Annotated in this window: 12 protein-coding genes and 1 tRNA gene; all 13 read left to right on the top strand. The window is 63.1% G+C overall.

Annotated features, from left to right (window positions below):
- Positions 1-70 precede the first annotated feature (70 nt).
- Positions 71-1444 (top strand): Tol-Pal system beta propeller repeat protein TolB, encoded by a 1374-nt coding sequence (gene tolB / locus AC10V3_RS15725; protein ID WP_022536201.1) that lies wholly within the window; start codon positions 71-73, stop codon positions 1442-1444.
- Positions 1445-1459: 15 nt separating this feature from the next.
- Positions 1460-1969 (top strand): peptidoglycan-associated lipoprotein Pal, encoded by a 510-nt coding sequence (pal, locus tag AC10V3_RS15720; RefSeq protein WP_022536200.1) that lies wholly within the window; start codon positions 1460-1462, stop codon positions 1967-1969.
- A gap of 17 nt (positions 1970-1986) precedes the next feature.
- Positions 1987-2745, top strand: a complete 759-nt coding sequence (ybgF, locus tag AC10V3_RS15715; protein ID WP_022536199.1) for a tol-pal system protein YbgF — start codon at positions 1987-1989, stop codon at positions 2743-2745.
- A 127-nt stretch (positions 2746-2872) separates the two neighbouring features.
- On the top strand, positions 2873-3556 hold the full coding sequence (gene queC, locus AC10V3_RS15710) for a 7-cyano-7-deazaguanine synthase QueC (protein ID WP_454752277.1): 684 nt from the start codon (positions 2873-2875) through the stop codon (positions 3554-3556).
- Positions 3557-3601: 45 nt separating this feature from the next.
- The gene (locus AC10V3_RS15705; protein ID WP_454752276.1) at positions 3602-4717 is read left to right on the top strand and encodes a YeeE/YedE family protein; all 1116 of its coding nucleotides are present in this window, start codon (positions 3602-3604) and stop codon (positions 4715-4717) included.
- A gap of 59 nt (positions 4718-4776) precedes the next feature.
- A tRNA-Lys gene (locus AC10V3_RS15700) sits at positions 4777-4852 on the top strand.
- A gap of 356 nt (positions 4853-5208) precedes the next feature.
- A complete protein-coding gene (locus AC10V3_RS15695) occupies positions 5209-5421 on the top strand; it encodes a hypothetical protein (RefSeq protein WP_490922478.1) in 213 nt (70 codons plus the stop codon).
- On the top strand, positions 5414-6214 hold the full coding sequence (locus tag AC10V3_RS15690; protein WP_490922477.1) for a hypothetical protein: 801 nt from the start codon (positions 5414-5416) through the stop codon (positions 6212-6214). Before AC10V3_RS15695 ends, AC10V3_RS15690 begins: the two co-directional genes overlap by 8 nt.
- Positions 6204-6767 (top strand): BREX protein BrxB domain-containing protein, encoded by a 564-nt coding sequence (locus tag AC10V3_RS15685; protein ID WP_490922475.1) that lies wholly within the window; start codon positions 6204-6206, stop codon positions 6765-6767. The genes AC10V3_RS15690 and AC10V3_RS15685 overlap by 11 nt, the downstream gene beginning before the upstream one ends.
- A complete protein-coding gene (gene brxC / locus AC10V3_RS15680; RefSeq protein WP_490922474.1) occupies positions 6739-10263 on the top strand; it encodes a BREX system P-loop protein BrxC in 3525 nt (1174 codons plus the stop codon). Before AC10V3_RS15685 ends, brxC begins: the two co-directional genes overlap by 29 nt.
- Positions 10264-10335: 72 nt before the next feature.
- On the top strand, positions 10336-13737 hold the full coding sequence (locus AC10V3_RS15675; protein ID WP_490922473.1) for a DNA methyltransferase: 3402 nt from the start codon (positions 10336-10338) through the stop codon (positions 13735-13737).
- Positions 13734-16106, top strand: coding sequence for a BREX-1 system phosphatase PglZ type B (gene pglZ, locus AC10V3_RS15670; protein ID WP_490922471.1), 2373 nt, complete (start codon positions 13734-13736; stop codon positions 16104-16106). Before AC10V3_RS15675 ends, pglZ begins: the two co-directional genes overlap by 4 nt.
- 96 nt (positions 16107-16202) lie before the next feature.
- Complete coding sequence (gene brxL, locus AC10V3_RS15665; RefSeq protein ID WP_490922470.1) at positions 16203-18248, top strand: protease Lon-related BREX system protein BrxL; 2046 nt, start codon at positions 16203-16205, stop codon at positions 18246-18248.
- Positions 18249-18531 lie beyond the last annotated feature (283 nt).

Genomic DNA, 18531 nt, shown 5'->3' with positions numbered 1-18531 from the left:
AGCGCCCGACCTGCCCGTGTTGCCGATGCCTGCCGTGCCCGACGAATCTTGAAATCGACTGAGGAGCAGCATGCGAAAGCTTTGGGCCCCCAACTGGCTGTCCGCGAGGCGGCACAACGCAACTCAACCCGCAACCCTACCCGCATTTTCCGCCAGTCCCCTGGCGGGCCGCCGCGCGCTGATGGCGTGGCTGGCTGCGGCGCTGACGATGGCGGCAGGCGCCGCGCACGCGCAGCTGAATGTTGAGATCTCCGGCGTCGGCTCCAGCCAGATCCCCGTCGCCACCGCCAACTTCCAGGGCGAAGCCCAGGCCCCGCAGAACCTGACCGCCATCATCCGCGCGGATCTGGCGCGCAGCGGCCGCCTGCGCAATGTCGATCCCGGCGGCGCCACGGTGGCGGAATCCGCCAACGTCGACCTCGGCAGCTGGAAGTCGCGCGGCGCCGACGCCTTCGTCGCCGGCAGCGTAACCCCGGCCGGTGGCGGCCAGTACGAAGTGCGCTTCCGCCTGTACGACACCGTCAAGGGCCAGAGCCTGGGCGGGCTGGCCTTCACCGTCAACCAGGGCCAGCTGCGCGTGACCGCGCACAAGATCGCCGACTACATCTACGAAAAGCTGCTGGGCGAGCGCGGCGTGTTTGCCACGCGCCTGTCCTACGTGTCGCGCGTGGGTGGCCGCTACCAGCTGCTGATCTCCGACTCCGATGGCCAGAACTCGCAGGTGGCGCTGACCAGCAACGAGCCGATCATCTCGCCGTCGTGGTCGCCGGACGGCCGCCGCGTGGCCTATGTCTCGTTCGAGGCCAAGAAGCCCGTGGTGTACGTGCACGACCTGGCTACCGGCAAGCGCACGCTGGTGTCGAACCAGAAGGGCAACAACAGCGCGCCGTCGTGGTCGCCTGACGGCCAGCACCTGGCACTGGCGCTGTCGCGCGACGGCAATACCCAGGTCTACCAGGTCAACGCGGACGGCTCCGGCATCCGCCGCCTGTCCCGCAGCAGCGCCATCGACACCGAGCCGCAGTACTCGCCCGACGGCAAGAGCATCTACTTCACCAGCGACCGCGGCGGCGCGCCGCAGGTCTACCGTATGCCCGCCGGCGGCGAGGAAAGCGGCGGGGCGCAGCGTGTCACCTTCAAGGGCAGCTACAACGTAAGCCCGCGCATCTCGCCGGACGGCAAGTACCTGGCGTACATCTCGCGCGCGGGTGGCTTCAAGCTGCAACTGCAGGACCTGAGCAACGGCGACGTGACGTCGCTGACCGATACGGCCAACGACGAGGCCCCGAGCTTCGCCGCCAACGGCAAGTACATCCTCTATGCCACCCGCGTGGGCGGTCGCGCGGTCCTGGCGGCGGTTTCCACTGACGGGCGTACCCGGCAGGTTCTGTCCCTCCAGTCCGGCGATGTTCGCGAGCCGTCCTGGGGTCCTTTCATGCAATAACAGGAGTCATTCACCATGCCCCAACTGATGAGCAAAACCCTTGCCGTTGCCGCACTGCTGGCCTTGGGCGCCTGCAGCTCCGGCGTCAAGCTGGACGACACCGCCAATGCCGGCGCCGGCAAGGGCGGCGTCGGTACGGATCCGCGCGCGGTCACCCCGGTGACGGCCGCCGACCCGCTGAACGACCCGAACAGCCCGTTGGCCAAGCGCAGCGTGTACTTTGACTTCGACAGCTACTCCGTCAAGTCTGACTACCAGGGCATGCTGACCGAGCACGCCAAGTACCTGGGTTCCAACAAGGGCCGCAAGATCCTGATCCAGGGCAACACCGACGAGCGTGGCACCAGCGAGTACAACCTGGCGCTGGGCCAGAAGCGCGCTGAAGCCGTGCGCCGCTCGCTGGGCTCGATGGGCGTGCCCGACGGCCAGATGGAAGCCGTCAGCCTGGGCAAGGAAAAGCCCAAGGCCACCGGCCATGATGAAGCCTCGTGGGCTGAAAACCGCCGCGCGGACATCAACTACTGATCTGCGGATTGCCATCCATGAAAGCACGCGTTTCCACCCTGTTGTGGCTCGCCGCCGTCGCCGGCGGCGGCATGCTGCCGCTCACGCAGGTGCATGCCGGAGTGTTCGACGATGACGAGGCGCGCAAAGCGGTCATCACCTTGCGCGACCAGTTCAACGGTTTCCAGGCGACCGCGACCCAGCGCATCGAGCAGAACAGCCGCACCACGCTCGACATGCAGAACCAGCTCGAGGGCCTGCGCCAGGAAGTGGCGCGGCTGCGCGGCCAGAACGAAGTGCTGCAGAACACGGTGGACGCGCTGCAGAAGCAGCAGAAGGATTACTACGCCGACCTGGATGCGCGCCTGAAGAAATTCGAGCCGCAGCAGGTCACGGTCGAAGGCCGCGAAGGCGTGGCGCAGCCGGGCGAAAAGCCCGAATACGATGCCGCGCTCAAGCAGTTCCAGGCGGGCGACTTCAAAAGCGCCGGGAATTCGTTCTCGGCCTTCGTCAAGAAGTACCCGCAGAGCCCGTACCTGCCGCTGGCGCAGTACTGGCTCGGCAACTCGCTCTACGCGCAGCGCGACTACAAGGGGTCCACCTCGGTGCTGCAGACCATGATCAATAACAATCCGACGCACCCCAAGGTGCCGGATGCGATGATCGCGGTCGCCAACAACCAGCTCGAGTCCGGCCAGAAGGCGGCCGCGCGCAAGACGCTGGAGCAGGTGGTGGCCAAGTATCCGGGCACCGAAGGCGCGCAGGCGGCGAGCAACCGGCTGAAGACGCTGAAGTAACTGGCGACGGCGGCTTGCCGCTGGCTGTCCGCAAGGCCCGCTCCGGCGGGCCTTTTTCTTGGCTCGCGCTAGAATATGCGATTCGCCTGAACGTTTTGCGCGCCTGATTCGGCGCGCGCCCCCCATCATGACCAAACGCGCCATCGTCCTGCTTTCCGGCGGACTCGACTCCGCCACCGTACTCGCCATGGCCCGCGCCCAGGGCTTCGAGACCTATGCGCTGTCGATGCGCTATGGCCAGCGCCATTCGTCCGAACTGGAAGCCGCCAGGCGCGTGGCCGCGGCCCTGGGCGCCACCCGCCATGAGATCATCGATCTGGACCTGCGCCGCTTCGGCGGCTCGGCGCTGACCGACGATACGCTGGAGGTGCCGACCGACGGCGCTTCCACCGGCATCCCCGTCACCTACGTACCGGCGCGCAACACCATCATGCTATCGCTGGCGCTTGGCTGGGCCGAGGCCGTCGGCGGGCGCGACCTGTTTTTCGGCGCCAATGCGGTCGACTACTCCGGCTACCCGGACTGCCGCCCGGAATACGTCGCCGCCTACGAGACCCTGGCCAACCTCGCCACCAAGGCCGGGGTCGAGGGCGACCGCTTTCGCGTGCACGCGCCCATCATCGACCTGACCAAGGCCGAGATCATCCGCGCCGGCATCGGCCTGGGCGTGGACTACAGCCTGACGGTGTCGTGCTACCAGGCCGACGACGACGGCCGTGCCTGCGGCGTGTGCGATTCATGCCGCATCCGGCGGGCCGGCTTCGAGGCCGCCGGCGTGCCCGATCCCACGCGTTACCAGGGCGCCGCCTGAGCACCCAGACCGCCTCATCACCCGCCGCCGTTCCGCCCCCCACACATGCCCGATATCGACCTCGCCGCGCTCTCGCGCACCGTGCTGCTGAGCACTTTCGTCCTGACCTTCCTGTTCGGCGCCGTGCTGCAGCGCACGCACTTCTGCACCATGGGCGCGGTCTCCGACGTGGTCAACATGGGCGACTGGACCCGCATGCGCATGTGGGGCCTGGCGATCGGCGTGGCCATGATCGGCACCGGCGTGCTGGCGTGGATGGGCGCGGTCGACCCGACCAAGACCATCTACACCGCCAGCAAGCTGGGCTGGCTGTCGGCGCTGGCCGGCGGGCTGATGTTCGGCTTCGGCATGGTGCTGGCGTCGGGGTGCGGCAGTAAGACGCTGGTGCGCATCGGCGCGGGCAACCTGAAGTCGCTGGTGGTGTTCGTGTTCCTGGGGCTGTCGGCCTATATGACGCTGCGCGGGCTGTTTGGCGTGGTGCGTGTGAACACCGTTGATGCTGTCGCGGTAACGCTGCCGACCACGCAGGACCTGCCGTCGGTGCTGGCGCTGGGCACCGGGCTCGCGCGCGGCGCGCTGCAACTCGGCCTGGGCCTGCTGCTGGGCGGCGTGCTGGTGCTGTGGGCGCTGGCGGGCCGTGGCTTCCGCTCGTTCGATAACCTTCTCGGCGGCATCGGCGTCGGCCTGATCATCGTGGCGATGTGGTACGTGTCGGGCCATCTCGGCTATGTGTCGGAAGACCCGAACACGCTCGAAGAACTGTTTGTGTCGACCAACAGCGGCCGCATGGAAAGCCTGAGCTTCGTCGCGCCGTATGCCTATACGCTTGACTGGCTGATGATGTTCAGCGACAAGAGCAAGGTGCTGACTATCGGCATCGTCAGCGTGTTCGGCGTGATCGCCGGTGCGGCGGTTTATGCGCTGGCCACGCGCACTTTCCGCTGGGAAGGTTTCGGCAATGCGGAGGACGTCGCCAACCATATGGTCGGCGGCATCCTGATGGGGGCCGGCGGCGTGACCGCGCTGGGGTGCACGGTGGGGCAGGGGCTGTCGGGCGTGTCGACGCTGGCGATCGGCTCCTTTATCGCGTTGGGGGGTATCCTATCGGGTGCGGTGCTGGCGTTCCGCTACCAGATATGGCGGCTGGAGCGCATGGCCTGAGCTGCCGTGCGCTTGACACATCGGGAATCGTGTCACTATAATCGCGGTTCTGTTTTTTGGGGTCGTTAGCTCAGTCGGTAGAGCAGCGGACTTTTAATCCGTTGGTCGCGTGTTCGAGTCACGCACGACCCACCAGATGTCAAAAGGGTTTGCAGGTTAGCGCTTGCAAACCCTTTCTATTTTGTGCCGCGTCATGTAACCGCTATGTAAGCGGATTCGGGATACGCGAATTTGCACCTTAGGCAGAGATTGTCCGGCTTAGCCCAGCTGACGAGCCGTGGAAGCGGAAGTCGGCGAGCCACATGTGCGCCTTGATTCTTTTCAGCGTTATCGCGCGCGGTCACGGCACGCGGAGGGTTGGGTTGCTGTTGATGGTACAGGAGGGCCTACGGCCGCGGACTTATGTGCATACCGCCCGCCCGGCTAGTAAAGCACACGCATGCTGCGCTATGCTCGCGCATTGCTAGCGTTTTACTTACAGGAGCCACGGCATGGCCATCGCCAAATCCCAAGTGGTCAGTGTTAGGGTGGAGCCGCACATCAAGACAGCGCTGCAGTCTGCCGCTGAGCTCGAACTGCGTAGCCTGGCCAATATGGTTGAGGTCATGGTGGTGGCCTATTGTCGTTCCCAAGGCTATCCCCTGGATGGGGTTCTAAACGACGCGCTGCCTAACACCATGCCGAGGGAACAGCAACGTGACTGAACAACGGGAAGCCCTCCTCTCGAAGTTGGGATTCCGGTTTGGCATCAATGGCCCGCATGCCGCTCGGACCATGATGCTGGACGACCTGCGCCTGCTGCTGTCGCACACCCCCCCGCAGACCACGCGCGCGGACTACACCACCGCGGTGGTCGACGACAATGTATTGGGGAAGCCCACTCGCAAGGCGCGAGAACTCGCGTTGCGCCACCTTGCGACACTGTACGCGTTGGACTCCGCAAACCCCATCTTCCGCGCGTTGCGTCGCTTGTGGGCCTTGGACGAAGCAGCCCAGCCACTGCTGGCCCTTGCCGTTGCCTTAGCACGCGACCCGCTGCTGCGTGGCACTCAGTCTTTTGTTCTGGCGCAATCCCCAGGGGCGACCGTCCCTCGCGAGGCTGTCGAGGACTTCCTCGGCGCCAATCACCCAGACCGCTTCAGCCCGGCATCGCTGAAATCCTTCGCGCAGAATGTCGCCGGCACCTGGACCGCTGCCGGCCTGCTGCACGGGAAGGTGCGCAAGGTGAGAGCCATGCCCCTGCTGCATCCCGAATCCGTCACGCTGCTGTTGTTCATGGGCTACCTCGAAGGCCGTACTGGCCAGCGGCTTTTCTCATCGGAGTGGGTGGCCTTGCTGGGCTGCTCACCAGATGAGCTGGAGGCGCTTACAAACTCGGCGTCTCATCGGGGGCTGCTAGTTTTCATGAACGCTGGCGGCGTGAAGGAGGTGCGCTTCCCTGGTTATCTCACCCCCGAAGAAGAACAGATTCGTCAGGAGTCTTCGCATGTCGTCTAAGGTCGCCAAACTGGTGTCCGCCTACCGCCAACACCTCACGGTGCCCTGGCAGGCAGGGCTCGCGGCAATCCAGCGCGTCATCTTCGCGGTCTATGACAAGACCGACGAACTACGCCTGCGCTCCAACGTCGGCGAATTCGAACTTGTCACGCAGCAAGCCGGCAAGCAGTGGCTGCTCTTGGACGTGACCCAAGCCTTTCCCGAGTGGATGGCGGCGCAGGAATACCGCGACGCCTACTTCGAGTCCCCCGAGGACTTGGCCGGCTACCAGACTGGAGAGCTCACCGAATTCGTTGCCGACCTAAATACCAAGCTGAAGGCCCGCATCCGCGCCGAAGCCGGTCCCGACACCGTAGTGGCGTTACTAGGCGTGGGCACACTTTTCGGGTTGGCGCGAGTTTCGTCAGTCGTCGAAGGCATCAAGGAAGCCGTTCAAGGCCGGCTGCTGGTGTTTTTCCCAGGCGAACATCACCCAGAAACCCATACCTATCGTCTGCTGGACGCGCGGGACGGCTGGAACTACCTTGCCGTTCCGCTGCTGGCCCAAGACTGAGCACGCGACCAATAAAAAAAGACCACACACCACCATGCTGAATAGGGACATCTACAACAAGCCTCCGAAGGACAATCGCCTCGTTAACAACGGTGTTGCGGAGGTCTCTGAAGACCACTCCGATGCCGCCCAGGCCATCTTGCGCTACGAACTGGAGACGTTCGTCTGCGACGGCCAGTACGAGAAAGGCCTGGAGACAATTCTCGACAAATTTCTGCTCAATCTGGACGCAGGCGCCGAGCAACCCGGGGTTTGGATTTCCGGCTTCTACGGTAGCGGTAAGTCGCACTTGGCCAAGATGCTGCGTACGCTCTGGACTGACTACCAATTCGCCGATGGTGCCACCGCCCGCAGCCGTGCCAAGTTGCCTACGGGCGTGTTCGAGCATCTGAAGGAACTCAGTGCCCAAGGCAAGCGCCACGGAGCCTTGCATGCTGCTGCTGGCAAGCTGGGCGCCGGAGCCGGTGACAAAGTGCGGCTAGCCTTGCTCGGAATCGTGTTCAAGTCAACGGGCCTGCCCGAGCAATACAATCAGGCCCAGTTTGTTCTGTGGATGAGGCGTGAGGGCATCCTTCCCATGGTGGAAGCAGAACTGCAAGCTGCTGGTCGCTCCCTGACGCAGGAGCTCCCGCACATATACGTCTCCAGCCACTTGGCCAGGGCGCTACTCAAGGCCCGGCCTGACCTTGCTCACACCGAGGCGGATGCCCGCAAGCTGCTTAAGGAACAGTTCCCCCAGGTCACCGATATCACGAGCGAACAGATGACCACCGCGATTGCCGACGCTCTGTCGGTCGATGGCAAGTTTCCGCTAACTCTGATTGTCCTCGATGAGGTGCAGCAATATATCGGCGCCGATGCCGAGAAGGCTTTCCAGGTGCAAGAGGTCACCGAGACCCTTTCCAAGCACTTTAACGGCAAGCTGCTCTTTGTGGGCACTGGCCAGTCGGCGCTCTCCGGCATGCCCAATCTGCAGCGGCTGATGGGCCGTTTTCCGGTGCAGGTTATGCTCGGCGACTGGGACGTTGAGAACGTCACGCGGCAAATCATTCTGGCCAAGAAGCCCACCGCCCAGCCTGACGTGGAGCACGTCTGGCGCATCAATCTCGGCGAGATTTCACGTCACCTGCGCGGCACCAAGCTCGAGCACGTCACAGATGACGAAGACGTGATGACCTCGGACTACCCGCTGCTGCCAGTGCGCCGCCGCTTTTGGGAACGTGTTCTCCGAACCATCGATACTACTGGGACTGTTTCGCAACTCCGCAGCCAGCTCCGAGTCGTTCATGAGGCGGTGCTGGCCACCGCCGAAGCACCGCTGGGCCATGTGGTTTCGGGCGACTTCCTTTACGACCAGATTGCCGCGAACCTGGTCTCTACCGCCCAACTGCCCAAGGAGGTGTTCGAGAACGTCCAGCGCTTCACCGCTGGCGATGCGGACAGCCAGCTCAAGGCTAGGTTGCTCAAGCTCGTCTATCTCATCAACAAGTTGCCCGCCGATGCCGCTTTGGACATCGGCCTCAAGGCCACAGAAGATGCACTAGCCGACCTGCTGGTGACCGACCTCGCCGCCGGCTCCGCCGAGCTGCGCAAGAAGCTGCCCGCGCTGCTGGACGAGCTGCAGAACAAGGACCGACTTGTCATGGCCTTGGTTGGCGGCAGCGGCACCGAATACCGACTGCAGACCCGCGAATCCAGTGCCTGGTACGACGAATTCCGCGCCCAGGAGGCCGAACTGAAGGCCGCGCCGCAGCGCGTGGAGCAAAAACGAGCCGACCTGCTGAAGACCCGCTTCGGCGAGGTGCTGAAGAAAGTGCGTGTGGTGCAGGGCAAGGACAACGTTGAGCGCCGCCTCACACCTACCTACGACGACTCCCTGCCCAAGGACCACGCGCAGAACCTCTATCTGTGGATACAGGACGGCTGGCAAGCGGATGAGAGGTCCGTTATCGCCGAGGCAAGGGCCAAATCGGCCGACAACCCTACGTTGTTCGCTTTCCTGCCGGCGCAGCATAAAACCGAGCTCACAAACGCTATCGTGGCGCTGGAAGCGGCCCGCACCACGCTGCAGAAAAAGGGTAGCCCCTCCACCGAAGAGGGCCGCGATGCCCAGCGCTCAATGGAGAGCCGCCAACGCACCGCCGAAAGGGAGCTGGCCGAGCTGCTGGACCAGCTCTTTGGTGGCGTGCGCGTGTTCCAGGCCGGCGGGCAAGAAGCGCAGGACGGCAACGACCTGGCCGACCGCATCAACCGCGCTGCCAAAGCTTCCGCCATCCGTCTGTACAGCCAGTTCGATGCCGCCGACCACGACCAATGGAGCAAGGTGCTCGACGAAGCGCGCAAAGGTAACCTTGAGGCCCTCAAGGCCGTGGGGCACAGTCAGGAGGCCGACAAGCACCCCGTCTGCCAAAAGCTGCTGAGCTATATCGGTCCGGGCAAGAAGGGCGCCGAGATTCGTGAGCAGTTCGAAGCGCCGCCTTATGGCTGGCCGCGCGATGCCATCGATGGCGCTCTTTATGCCTTGCTAGCGGGTGGCCATCTCAAAGCCAGCGATGTGACATCCAAGGCGGTTGATGCCAGGAGCTTGGACCGCGCCAAGCTGACGCAGACGAGCTTCCAGTGCGAGAGCGTCAACATCACGCCGCCGCAGCTCATTAAGATTCGCTCGTTGTTCAGCACGGTGGGCGTGCCGTGCCAGCCGAAGGAGGAACTGGCCAAGGTACCCGCACTGCTGACTAAGCTACGCGAACAGGCCGCCAGGGCTGGCGGCTCCGCCCCCGCGCCAGAAGCGCCCAAACTTGCGCTCATTGAAGCCATCGAAGGTCAATCAGGCAATGCGCAACTGCTGGCCCTTTTTGCAGGTTTTGATGAAATCGTTGGCCTATCCAAGTCCTGGACCCAAACGGCCGATGCTATCGCCAAGCGTTTACCCGTCTGGCGTCAGCTCACCGAGCTGTTGCGCCACGCCAAAGGCCTGGGTCCCTATGCCGCGCTGAAGGCTGAACTGGATGCCATCGAGGCGCAGCGTAGTTTGCTGGCCGAGCCCGACACGGTGCGCCCGCTGCTGGATAAGGTTGTGGACTTGCTACGCCAGGCGCTCAAGGCCAAGCTCGATACGTTCCAGCAGACCTTCTCGCAGCAGCAGGCCCAACTGCAGGCGGACGCTGATTGGGCCAAGCTCACCGACGCTCAACGTACAGAGCTGACTCAGACTCATCACCTAGCCGCACCGATTGCGGGGGCACTGGGCACGCCCGAGCTATTGCAAGACGCGCTTGACGAGTGTGACCTCGACCACTGGGTGGCAAAGACGCAAGCCTTGTCGAGCCGCTTTGAGAGCGTCCGCCATGCCGCCGTGCATCTGCTCAAGCCAAACGTTGTGCACGTGACCATCCCGCGCCGGACCCTGAACGACGAGGCAGAGCTAAAAGCCTGGCTGGCTGAGGTGGAGGTCTTGTTGACCGCGAAGCTCGAGCAGGGGCCGGTGGCACTCTGACCCATAAACCAAGAGGGCGGGTAACGTTATCTCGTTACACGCGTTGCGTCGCAGATAAGACAGAATGAGCCCATGTCGACACACAGCATAAACAACCAACCGCTGGCCAAAGCACTGCGCACCCAGCTCGAGAACACCGTCAAAGCAGCGCGCGATGTTGCCGAGAAGGGTGCCCGCGCCGCCCTCAGCCAACTGGCGGTAGCCGAGGCCAAGGCGCCCGACTACTTGACGGACGAGCTCAAGGCTCTGCGCCGCCGCCTGCGCGCGCACGGCCGCGCGCTGGGCGATGCCAAGGCGAAGGACGACACTCAGGGAGTGCAGCACCTGGTGTGGGAAGCGGCCTACGAGCACTGGCACCGCATGCTGTTCGCCCGCTTCTTGGCCGAGAACGGCCTCCTGTTGTGGGAGCCGGGTGCGGCAGTGTCGCTGGACGACTGCGAAGCGCTGGTCCAGGAGCCTGACCCAGCGATGAACCTGGGCGCCAAGACCAAGTGGGAGCTTGCGGCTAAGCTCGCCGCCCGCATGCTGCCGCAGGTGTTCAAGCCGCACAGCCCTGTGTTCGAGTTGGTCTTCGCGCCTGAGCACCAACGCGAGCTGGAGCGTCTGCTGGCCGCACTGCCCCCCGAGGTGTTCAAGGCCAGCGACAGCCTGGGTTGGGTCTACCAGTTCTGGCAGGCCAAGCGCAAGGACGAGGTCAACGACTCGGAGGTGAAGATAGGCGCAGACGAGCTGCCCGCCGTCACCCAGCTTTTCACCGAGCCCTATATGGTGGACTTCCTGCTCCACAATTCTCTGGGCGCCTGGTGGGTGACGCGACACCCGGGCAAGACCTGCCCGGTGCCGCTGACCTACCTGCGGAAGCTCGAGGACGGCACGCCCGCCGCCGGCAAGTTCGAAGGCTGGCCCGACCGCCTGGAAGATTTCACGCTGCTCGACCCCTGCTGCGGCTCGGGCCACTTCCTGGTGGCGGCCTTCCTGATGCTGGTGCCCATGCGGATGGAAGCCGAGGGTCTGAGCGCGAGGGATGCAGTGGATGCCGTGCTCGCCGACAACCTGCATGGCCTGGAGTTGGACGCCCGCTGCGTGGAAATCGCCGTCTTCGCGCTGGCCCTGGCGGCGTGGCGCTTGCCGGACGAAAACGGCGACCCACTGGGTGTGCGCGCTGACATGCCCGCGCCGCAGGTGGCCTGTTGCGGCCTGACGGTGGCCGCCAAGCCTGAGGACTGGGTGGCCCTGGTACCGGACGACGCGCCCAACGCTGTCTACCTGCGGCAGGAACTGCGCCTGCTGCACGCAAGATTCGCCCAGGCGCCGCTGCTGGGCAGCCTGCTGGACCCGGCCCGCAGCCTGAGGAACGACCTGGCTACCTCCAGCTTCGACACCTTGCGCGACCTGCTGGAACGCGCCCTGGCCACCGAGCGTCCCGCCACGCTGTGGGGTGAGCCCAGCGAGCTACGGGACGACACGTGGGACCTGGCCCTAACCGCCCGGGGCCTGCTGGACGCCGCGCGGCTGCTAGACGCGCGCTACCACCTAGTGGTGACCAACGTACCTTATTTGGCCCGCGGCAAGCAGAACGACACGCTGAAGGACTACTGCGAAGCACACTTCTCCGAGGCCAAGAACGACTTGGCCAACGTGTTTTTGATGCGCTGCCTGGAACTGGCGCGCGAGCCCAATGGCAACCAAGGCGCGGGCGTGGTGCAAATCGTGATGCCGCAGAACTGGCTGTTTCTCGCAAGCTACAAAAAACAGCGCGAGACACTGTTGAGGTGCGTGCAATTCAACCTAATTGCGTTGCTTGGCGCCAAGGGTTTTCAGACGCCCATGTGGGATTTCAATGTTCAGTTGCTGTCAGTTACCCGTGCGATTGCTACCGAAGATTTTCAGGTACGTGGCTTGAATGTTAGTGCCCCGAGAAGTGCCGCTGAGAAGGCAGACTTGATGCATGACTGCACGCTGGTGGCCATGAGACAAAAAGCGATGCTTGCCAATCCCGACTCAGCGATTAGCTTCGGCGCTGTGGATTCGGCCAAGCTTTTCTCGGCAGTCGCAGGGTGTTATCAGGGGACATCTACAGGCGATAACGCGCGATTCGTTCAGCTCTTCTGGGAGGTGACGGTTGGCGACGAGTATCGGTTTTTCCAAGGACCGGCCAGAGCCACTAGCTCGTACGATGGTCGTCAAGCCTCTGTGCGATGGTCAGTTGTGAAAGAGTTTGCTAGCTCAGCAGTTCGAGGTGAGGCTGCGTGGTCCCGCTCCGGCGTTGCAATTGGCCAGATGAACGGTCTACCAGCGACACTTTATGGAGGTCAACTGTTCGCAAACACAACGCCGGTAATTGTTCCTCATAGGGAGGAGGACTTGCCATCTGTTTGGGCGTTCTGTTCTTCATCAGAGTTTGCCGAGAGGCTTAGGGCGGTTAACCAAAAACTGAGCGTAGACAATGGCTATGTTGGCAAGATTGAGTTCGACCTTGCTCACTGGCAAAAAATCGCTGTCGAGCGCTACCCCAACGGCCTGCCCAAGCCATATTCTGACGACCCCGCCCAGTGGCTGTTCCACGGCCACCCGCAACCCGCTACCGACCCGCTGCAAGTAGCCGTCGCCCGACTGGCCGGATACCGCTGGCCGGCCGAGAGCGATACTTCGATGGACCTCGCCGACGAGGCGCGCACCTGGATTGCCCGCTGCGAGCGGTTGGCCGAGTACACCGACGACGACGGCATAGTCTGCTTGCCCTCGGTGCGCGGCGAACCGCCAGCGCACGAGCGGCTGCTCAAGCTGCTGATTGCCGCCTGGGAGACGGTACGGCCCGGTAGCTGGAAGCCCGCTGTGCTCGATAAGTTGCTCGCCGATGCCGACTGCGCGGGAAAGGGAATGGACGTCTGGCTGCGCGACAAGTTCTTCGAGCAGCATGCCAAGCGCTTCCAGCACCGCCCTTTCATCTGGCATGTGTGGGACGGCCTGAAGGATGGGTTTGCCGCGCTAGTGAACTACCACCGGCTCGACAAGAAGAACCTGGAGCGCCTTATCCACACCTACCTGGGCGACTGGATACGCCTGCAGGAGTTCGGTGTGCGCGATGGTGTTGATGGCGCCCAGACCCGTCTTGCCGCCGCCCAAGACCTGAAACTCCGCCTGGAACTCATCCTCGAAGGCGAATTCAACGGAAGGGTTGGCTACGACATCTTCGTGCGCTGGAAGCCGCTGGCCGAGCAGCCCATCGGCTGGAACCCCGACCTCAACGACGGCGTGCGCCTGAACATTCGGCCGTTCATGGCCGCCGAGGTCCTGCGTCACAGCAAGAAGCCCAAGCTCAACATCACCTGGGACAAGGACCGCGGCAAGGACGTGGAAAGTGCACCTTGGTACAAGGTATTCGAGGGCGAGCGCGTTAACGACTACCACTTGACGGTAGCAGAGAAGACGGCAGCGAGGGGGGCTGCCAAGGAGCAACAAAGACAATCATGACCCAGAAGAACATTGGCGCACAGTTTCGCGGACCATCCTCGCCCGCCAATGTTGGCGAGTTGTTGGCGACTGCAGTGATGTCCGCAGCCAAGGGCAACTCGCACACGGCGGCACCGGCCGCTGCCATTCTCTGGCCCGACAAGGACGGCCACTGGCAAGCCGCGCTACCCGCACTGAGGAAGCTGCTCCCCAGCCTGTGTGTACTCGGCCCCTATGAGCACGAGCAGCGCAGCGGTCCCGCCCTCTGGCTAAAGTGCGCTATTTCCGGCGCTCTTGCAGGCGTTGAACTCGAGGGCGTGCCCGTGGTCTACCTGCACGGCGTCAGCCGCGCCGACCTGCGCGCTATCGAAAGCTGCCCGCGCGACCTGCAGCCCCTGGCCGAGCTTCAATACCGCGGTGTGTTCTGGAGCCAGGCCAACACCAAAGACTGGACCCTGAGCGCCTTTCTGGCATCGAAGAACGGGGGACTGGGTCTGGATGTGGCACAGGACAAGGCCACGCAGGAAGCCCTGGGCCAGGCGCTCGAGGCGGGCGTGCTGCTGGAGCGCAGCTTGGAAGAGCTCAGAGGCCGGCAAATTAACGCCGAGTGGCTGCACAGTCTGCTGGCGCCCAATCCCACACGCGACCTGCTGGTTTGGCTGAACGACCCGGAGAGCACCCGGAATCAGTGGAAAGGTGTTCGATGGGATGTGTTTACCAAGCGGTGCAGGTCGGACTTTGGCGTCGACCCTATCTCCGATGGAGCGCTTGTGGCGGCCGAGTTGTTGGCCAAGGCCGGAGGTAAATGGGCAGCGGTCGCCGAGCTCTACAAAGACTCGTACACCAGCTTTCCGAAGGTATTCGCGCTGCTTGCTACGGTTCAGCCCCCACAGATGGGGCTGTTTCCTGACCTCGACCAACTGGCCGGCTATCCGCAAGCGAACGAGCAGAGTGAGTCTGCGCTGCGAAATGTGTTGTTGGCATGCGCCGCGATGGATGCACAACTGGCACGCACAGCCATTCTGGCTGCCGAGACAGAGCACGGCATACGGCGCGGGTGGTTATGGAACCGCATGGGCCGTTCACCGCTGGCGGCGGCGCTGGCGCATCTGTGCAAAGCTGCTGAGCTGAGCGCAACGATTCCCATCGGCCAGACACCGGCTGAGCTGGCCGCCAGCTATCAGCAGACGGGTTGGCAGGTGGATAAGGCCGCGCTGCAGGCTCTGGGTTCTGTGCATTTGAAGGCCGACGTGGATGCCGTCTCGGCGGCCCTTCGCGCGGTCTACCTGCCCTGGGTCGAGGAAGCAGCCAAGCGGCTGCAGGAGGCTACGAAGGTCGCTGGCGGGCTGACGCCTCTGTCCGCGGACCCGGTAGGACAAAAAAACGCAGGCACCTGCACGCTATTCGTCGATGGCTTGCGCTACGACGTGGCGGTGCAACTGCGTCAGCGCCTGTCGGGGCTGGGCGAAACGCGCCTTTCCGCCCGTTGGACCAGCTTGCCTTCGGTGACGGCTTCCGGCAAGGCGTGGTGTTCGCCCGTTGCAGGCCAAGTATCAGGCGCGGCTGACGACGTGGAGTTCGAGCCCCGCGTGGCCGCAGACGGCAAACCGCTGTCGGCGCACAATTTCCGCAAACTGCTGGCCGAGCACGGCGTACAGCCGTTGGATAAGCACGAGACCGGAGACCCACAGGGCTGCGCCTGGACCGAGGCGGGCGACCTGGACCACTACGGCCACGAGCACGGCGTACGCCTGGCGCGTGACTTGGAGACTCAGTTGGACCAAGTGGTGGAGCGGATTAGCGAGCTGTGCCAGGCCGGCTGGAAGCGCGTGCGCATCGTGACGGACCACGGTTGGTTGCTGCTTCCCGGGGGATTGCCCAAGACCGAGCTGCCCAAACACCAGGCGGAGACCCGTTGGGGCCGCTGCGCGGTGCTAAAGGACACCGCCCATGGCACCCCACTGACGTTCGGCTGGGATTGGTGCAAGGATGTACAGGTGGCCTACGCCCCCGGGGTAGCATCTTTCATAGCGGGGGCGGAATACGCCCATGGCGGCATCAGTTTGCAGGAGTGCCTTGTGCCAGTACTAGAGCTAGAGGCAACGAACTCGGCCACAACAGTAATGGCGGTCACCATCAAAGCAGTCACCTGGAAAGGTCTGCGATGCGTTGTCGAAGTGGATAGCGCTTCCCCGGGTTTGAGTGTCGATGTTCGCACCAAGCCCGCACTGGCATCCACCTCGTTGGTGGCAAGAGCAAAGCCAGTGGATGGCGGCAAGGCGAGCCTAGCCATTGCCGACGATGAACACATGGGTTCTGCTGCGGTGGTGGTGGTCCTAAGTACAACTGGCGATGTGCTGCAGAAGCAGGCGACCACGGTAGGAGGATGACGGAATGCGGTGTGACCCACACTGCCGCATGACCGCCGAAGCAAGACCCAAAGTAGGATTCTGGTTAAGACCAGGGCACAAGAATAGGTAGAAAAGATGCAACTCGATGACTTGGACAGAATAGCTTCGACTGCCTTCGAGGGTTATGTAGTTCGGAAGGACCTGGTTCGCACGTTCAGTCGCCAGTTCCCGGTGCCAACCTATGTCGTCGAGTTTTTGCTTGGCCGCTATTGCGCGACAACGGATGAGGCTGAAATCCAAGAGGGCCTCGACATCGTCCAGCGTCAGCTGGCTTCCCGTACCGTCAAGGCGGGCGAGGAGGAATTGTTCAAGGCCCGGGCCCGGGAGTCTGGCTCGGTCAAAATCATCGACATCATTACCGCTCGGCTCGACTCCAAGACTGACTCCTACATCGCCACACTTCCCAGCTTGCGGCTGACGGATGTCCGGCTGACACCAGAGATGGTCAAAGAGAACGAGCGTATGCTGACAGGTGGCTTCTACGCCGAGGTCACGCTGGGCTACGACGCATCGATTGCGCAGGAGAAGGGGGGCAGGCCCTTTGGCGTCGACGCACTGCGTGCCATTCAACTGTCCAAGCGTGAGGTGCTGGATGTGCTGGCCAAAGGGCGCGAGAGTTTCTCGACCGCTGAGTGGCGAGACCTGCTGCTTCGCAGTGTTGGGTTTGAGCCGGAGACCCTACCAGAGCGCGCGAAAGATTCGCTGCTATTACGTATGGTCCCCTTCGTCGAGCGAAACTACAACCTTGTCGAATTGGGCCCGCGCGGCACAGGGAAATCGCACCTGTTCCAACAGGTCTCGCCCTATGCGCACCTTATTTCCGGTGGCAAGGCTACCGTGGCTCGCATGTTCGTCAACAACTCCACCGGGCAACGCGGTCTGGTGTGCCAATACGATGTGGTCTGCTTCGACGAAGTGTCGGGCGTCTCCTTTGACCAGAAGGACGGCGTCAACATCATGAAGGGCTACATGGAGAGCGGCGAGTTCTCCCGGGGCAAGGAGAGCATCCGTGCTGACGGCTCCATTGTGCTGGTCGGCAATTTCGATGTTGACGTTGAGCATCAGCAGCGCATCAGCCATTTGTTCGGGCCGTTGCCGCCAGAGATGCGAGACGACACGGCCTTTATGGACCGAATCCACTGCTTCCTGCCAGGCTGGGATGTACCCAAGCTCAACCCTAGCCTGTTTACCGAGCATTTCGGCCTGGTGAGCGACTTCCTGTCGGAATGCTTCACGCAACTGCGTAACCAAAGCCGCGTCTCCACCTTGCAGGGTCGTGTGTACTGGGGCGGAGCACTCTCTGGGCGCGACCTCAACGGCGTCAACAAGACAGTAAGCGGCTTGCTCAAATTGCTCTACCCGAGCGCCGAGACTTCGGTCAGCGATGAAGACCTGGAGTGGGCGGTCCGGTTAGCTCTAGAAGTGCGCCGCCGCGTTAAGGAGCAGCAGAAGCGCATCGGTGCAGCGGAGTTCCGTAATACTCACTTTAGCTACACCATGGGGACAGAGGGGGTCGAGAAGTTCGTTAGTACTCCCGAGTTGCAGAGCCAGGGAGGCATCGGTGATGAGCCGCTCGAGTGCGGCCAGGTGTGGGTCCTGAGCCCGGGGGGGCAGGACGAGCACCCGGGACTGTTCCGGCTGGAAGCAACAGAAGGGCCCGGAAGCGGTGTCCGAGTACTCAACAATCCGGTGCCGGCCTCCTTCAAGGAATCGATTCGCTGTGCCGAGCAGAATCTGTATGCCCGCGCCCAGCAACTTGTTGGAGACCGTGACCCGCGTTCGCATGAGTTCTCCGTTCAACTGCGGGGCTTCGACGCCGCCAAGTCTGGGGCCAAGACCGGGGTTGGCGCCTTGATTGCTCTGTCTAGTGCCCTTCTCAAGAAGTCGGTACGTGGGGGGCTGGTGGTCGTTGGCGAAGTGACACTCGGCGGCACCATCGAGCCAATTCACAACGCCGTGAGTTTGGCTGAGCTGGCGGTTGAGAAGGGCGCCAAGTCATTGCTGCTGCCAGTGTCCTGCCGTCGACAACTATTTGACCTGTCGGATGAAATGGCGACGAAGCTTGATGTTGAGTTTTACCAGGACGGGCGGGATGCGTTGATGAAGGCGCTGGCTGACTAGAGGCGCTTAATTCAGGAGGGGCGCGGAACAAGAGACGCTGAATGCGTCGCTGTAAGAGACGAGTACCTGTTGCGAAGCCGTGGACCGTCGAGAGCAATTTCTTTTCCGTTGGACAATCCTTAACACGCAGATGTCCCGGTCTGCCCACTTCTAGCGTTGTTGGCAGGTTCGCCGCGTCGCTGTTGTCGCCCGTACCCGGCTTGAGCGCGCAGGCAGGGAAAACCGGCTCCCCGTCAGCCAGCGGTCGCGGCGTCTTAGCTCTTACCCGTCGCTGGCGGTGGTG

The sequence above is a fragment of the Cupriavidus sp. PB-02 genome (assembly GCF_058252315.1).
This window is presented reverse-complemented; position numbering and strand designations above follow the sequence as displayed.

Coding starts and splice junctions, on each gene's coding strand:
- tolB (WP_022536201.1), top strand. CDS start 71: ATGCGAAAGCTTTGGGCCCCCAACTGGCTGTCCGCGAGGCGGCACAAC.
- pal (WP_022536200.1), top strand. CDS start 1,460: ATGCCCCAACTGATGAGCAAAACCCTTGCCGTTGCCGCACTGCTGGCC.
- ybgF (WP_022536199.1), top strand. CDS start 1,987: ATGAAAGCACGCGTTTCCACCCTGTTGTGGCTCGCCGCCGTCGCCGGC.
- queC (WP_454752277.1), top strand. CDS start 2,873: ATGACCAAACGCGCCATCGTCCTGCTTTCCGGCGGACTCGACTCCGCC.
- AC10V3_RS15705 (WP_454752276.1), top strand. CDS start 3,602: ATGCCCGATATCGACCTCGCCGCGCTCTCGCGCACCGTGCTGCTGAGC.
- AC10V3_RS15695 (WP_490922478.1), top strand. CDS start 5,209: ATGGCCATCGCCAAATCCCAAGTGGTCAGTGTTAGGGTGGAGCCGCAC.
- AC10V3_RS15685 (WP_490922475.1), top strand. CDS start 6,204: ATGTCGTCTAAGGTCGCCAAACTGGTGTCCGCCTACCGCCAACACCTC.
- AC10V3_RS15675 (WP_490922473.1), top strand. CDS start 10,336: ATGTCGACACACAGCATAAACAACCAACCGCTGGCCAAAGCACTGCGC.
- pglZ (WP_490922471.1), top strand. CDS start 13,734: ATGACCCAGAAGAACATTGGCGCACAGTTTCGCGGACCATCCTCGCCC.
- brxL (WP_490922470.1), top strand. CDS start 16,203: ATGCAACTCGATGACTTGGACAGAATAGCTTCGACTGCCTTCGAGGGT.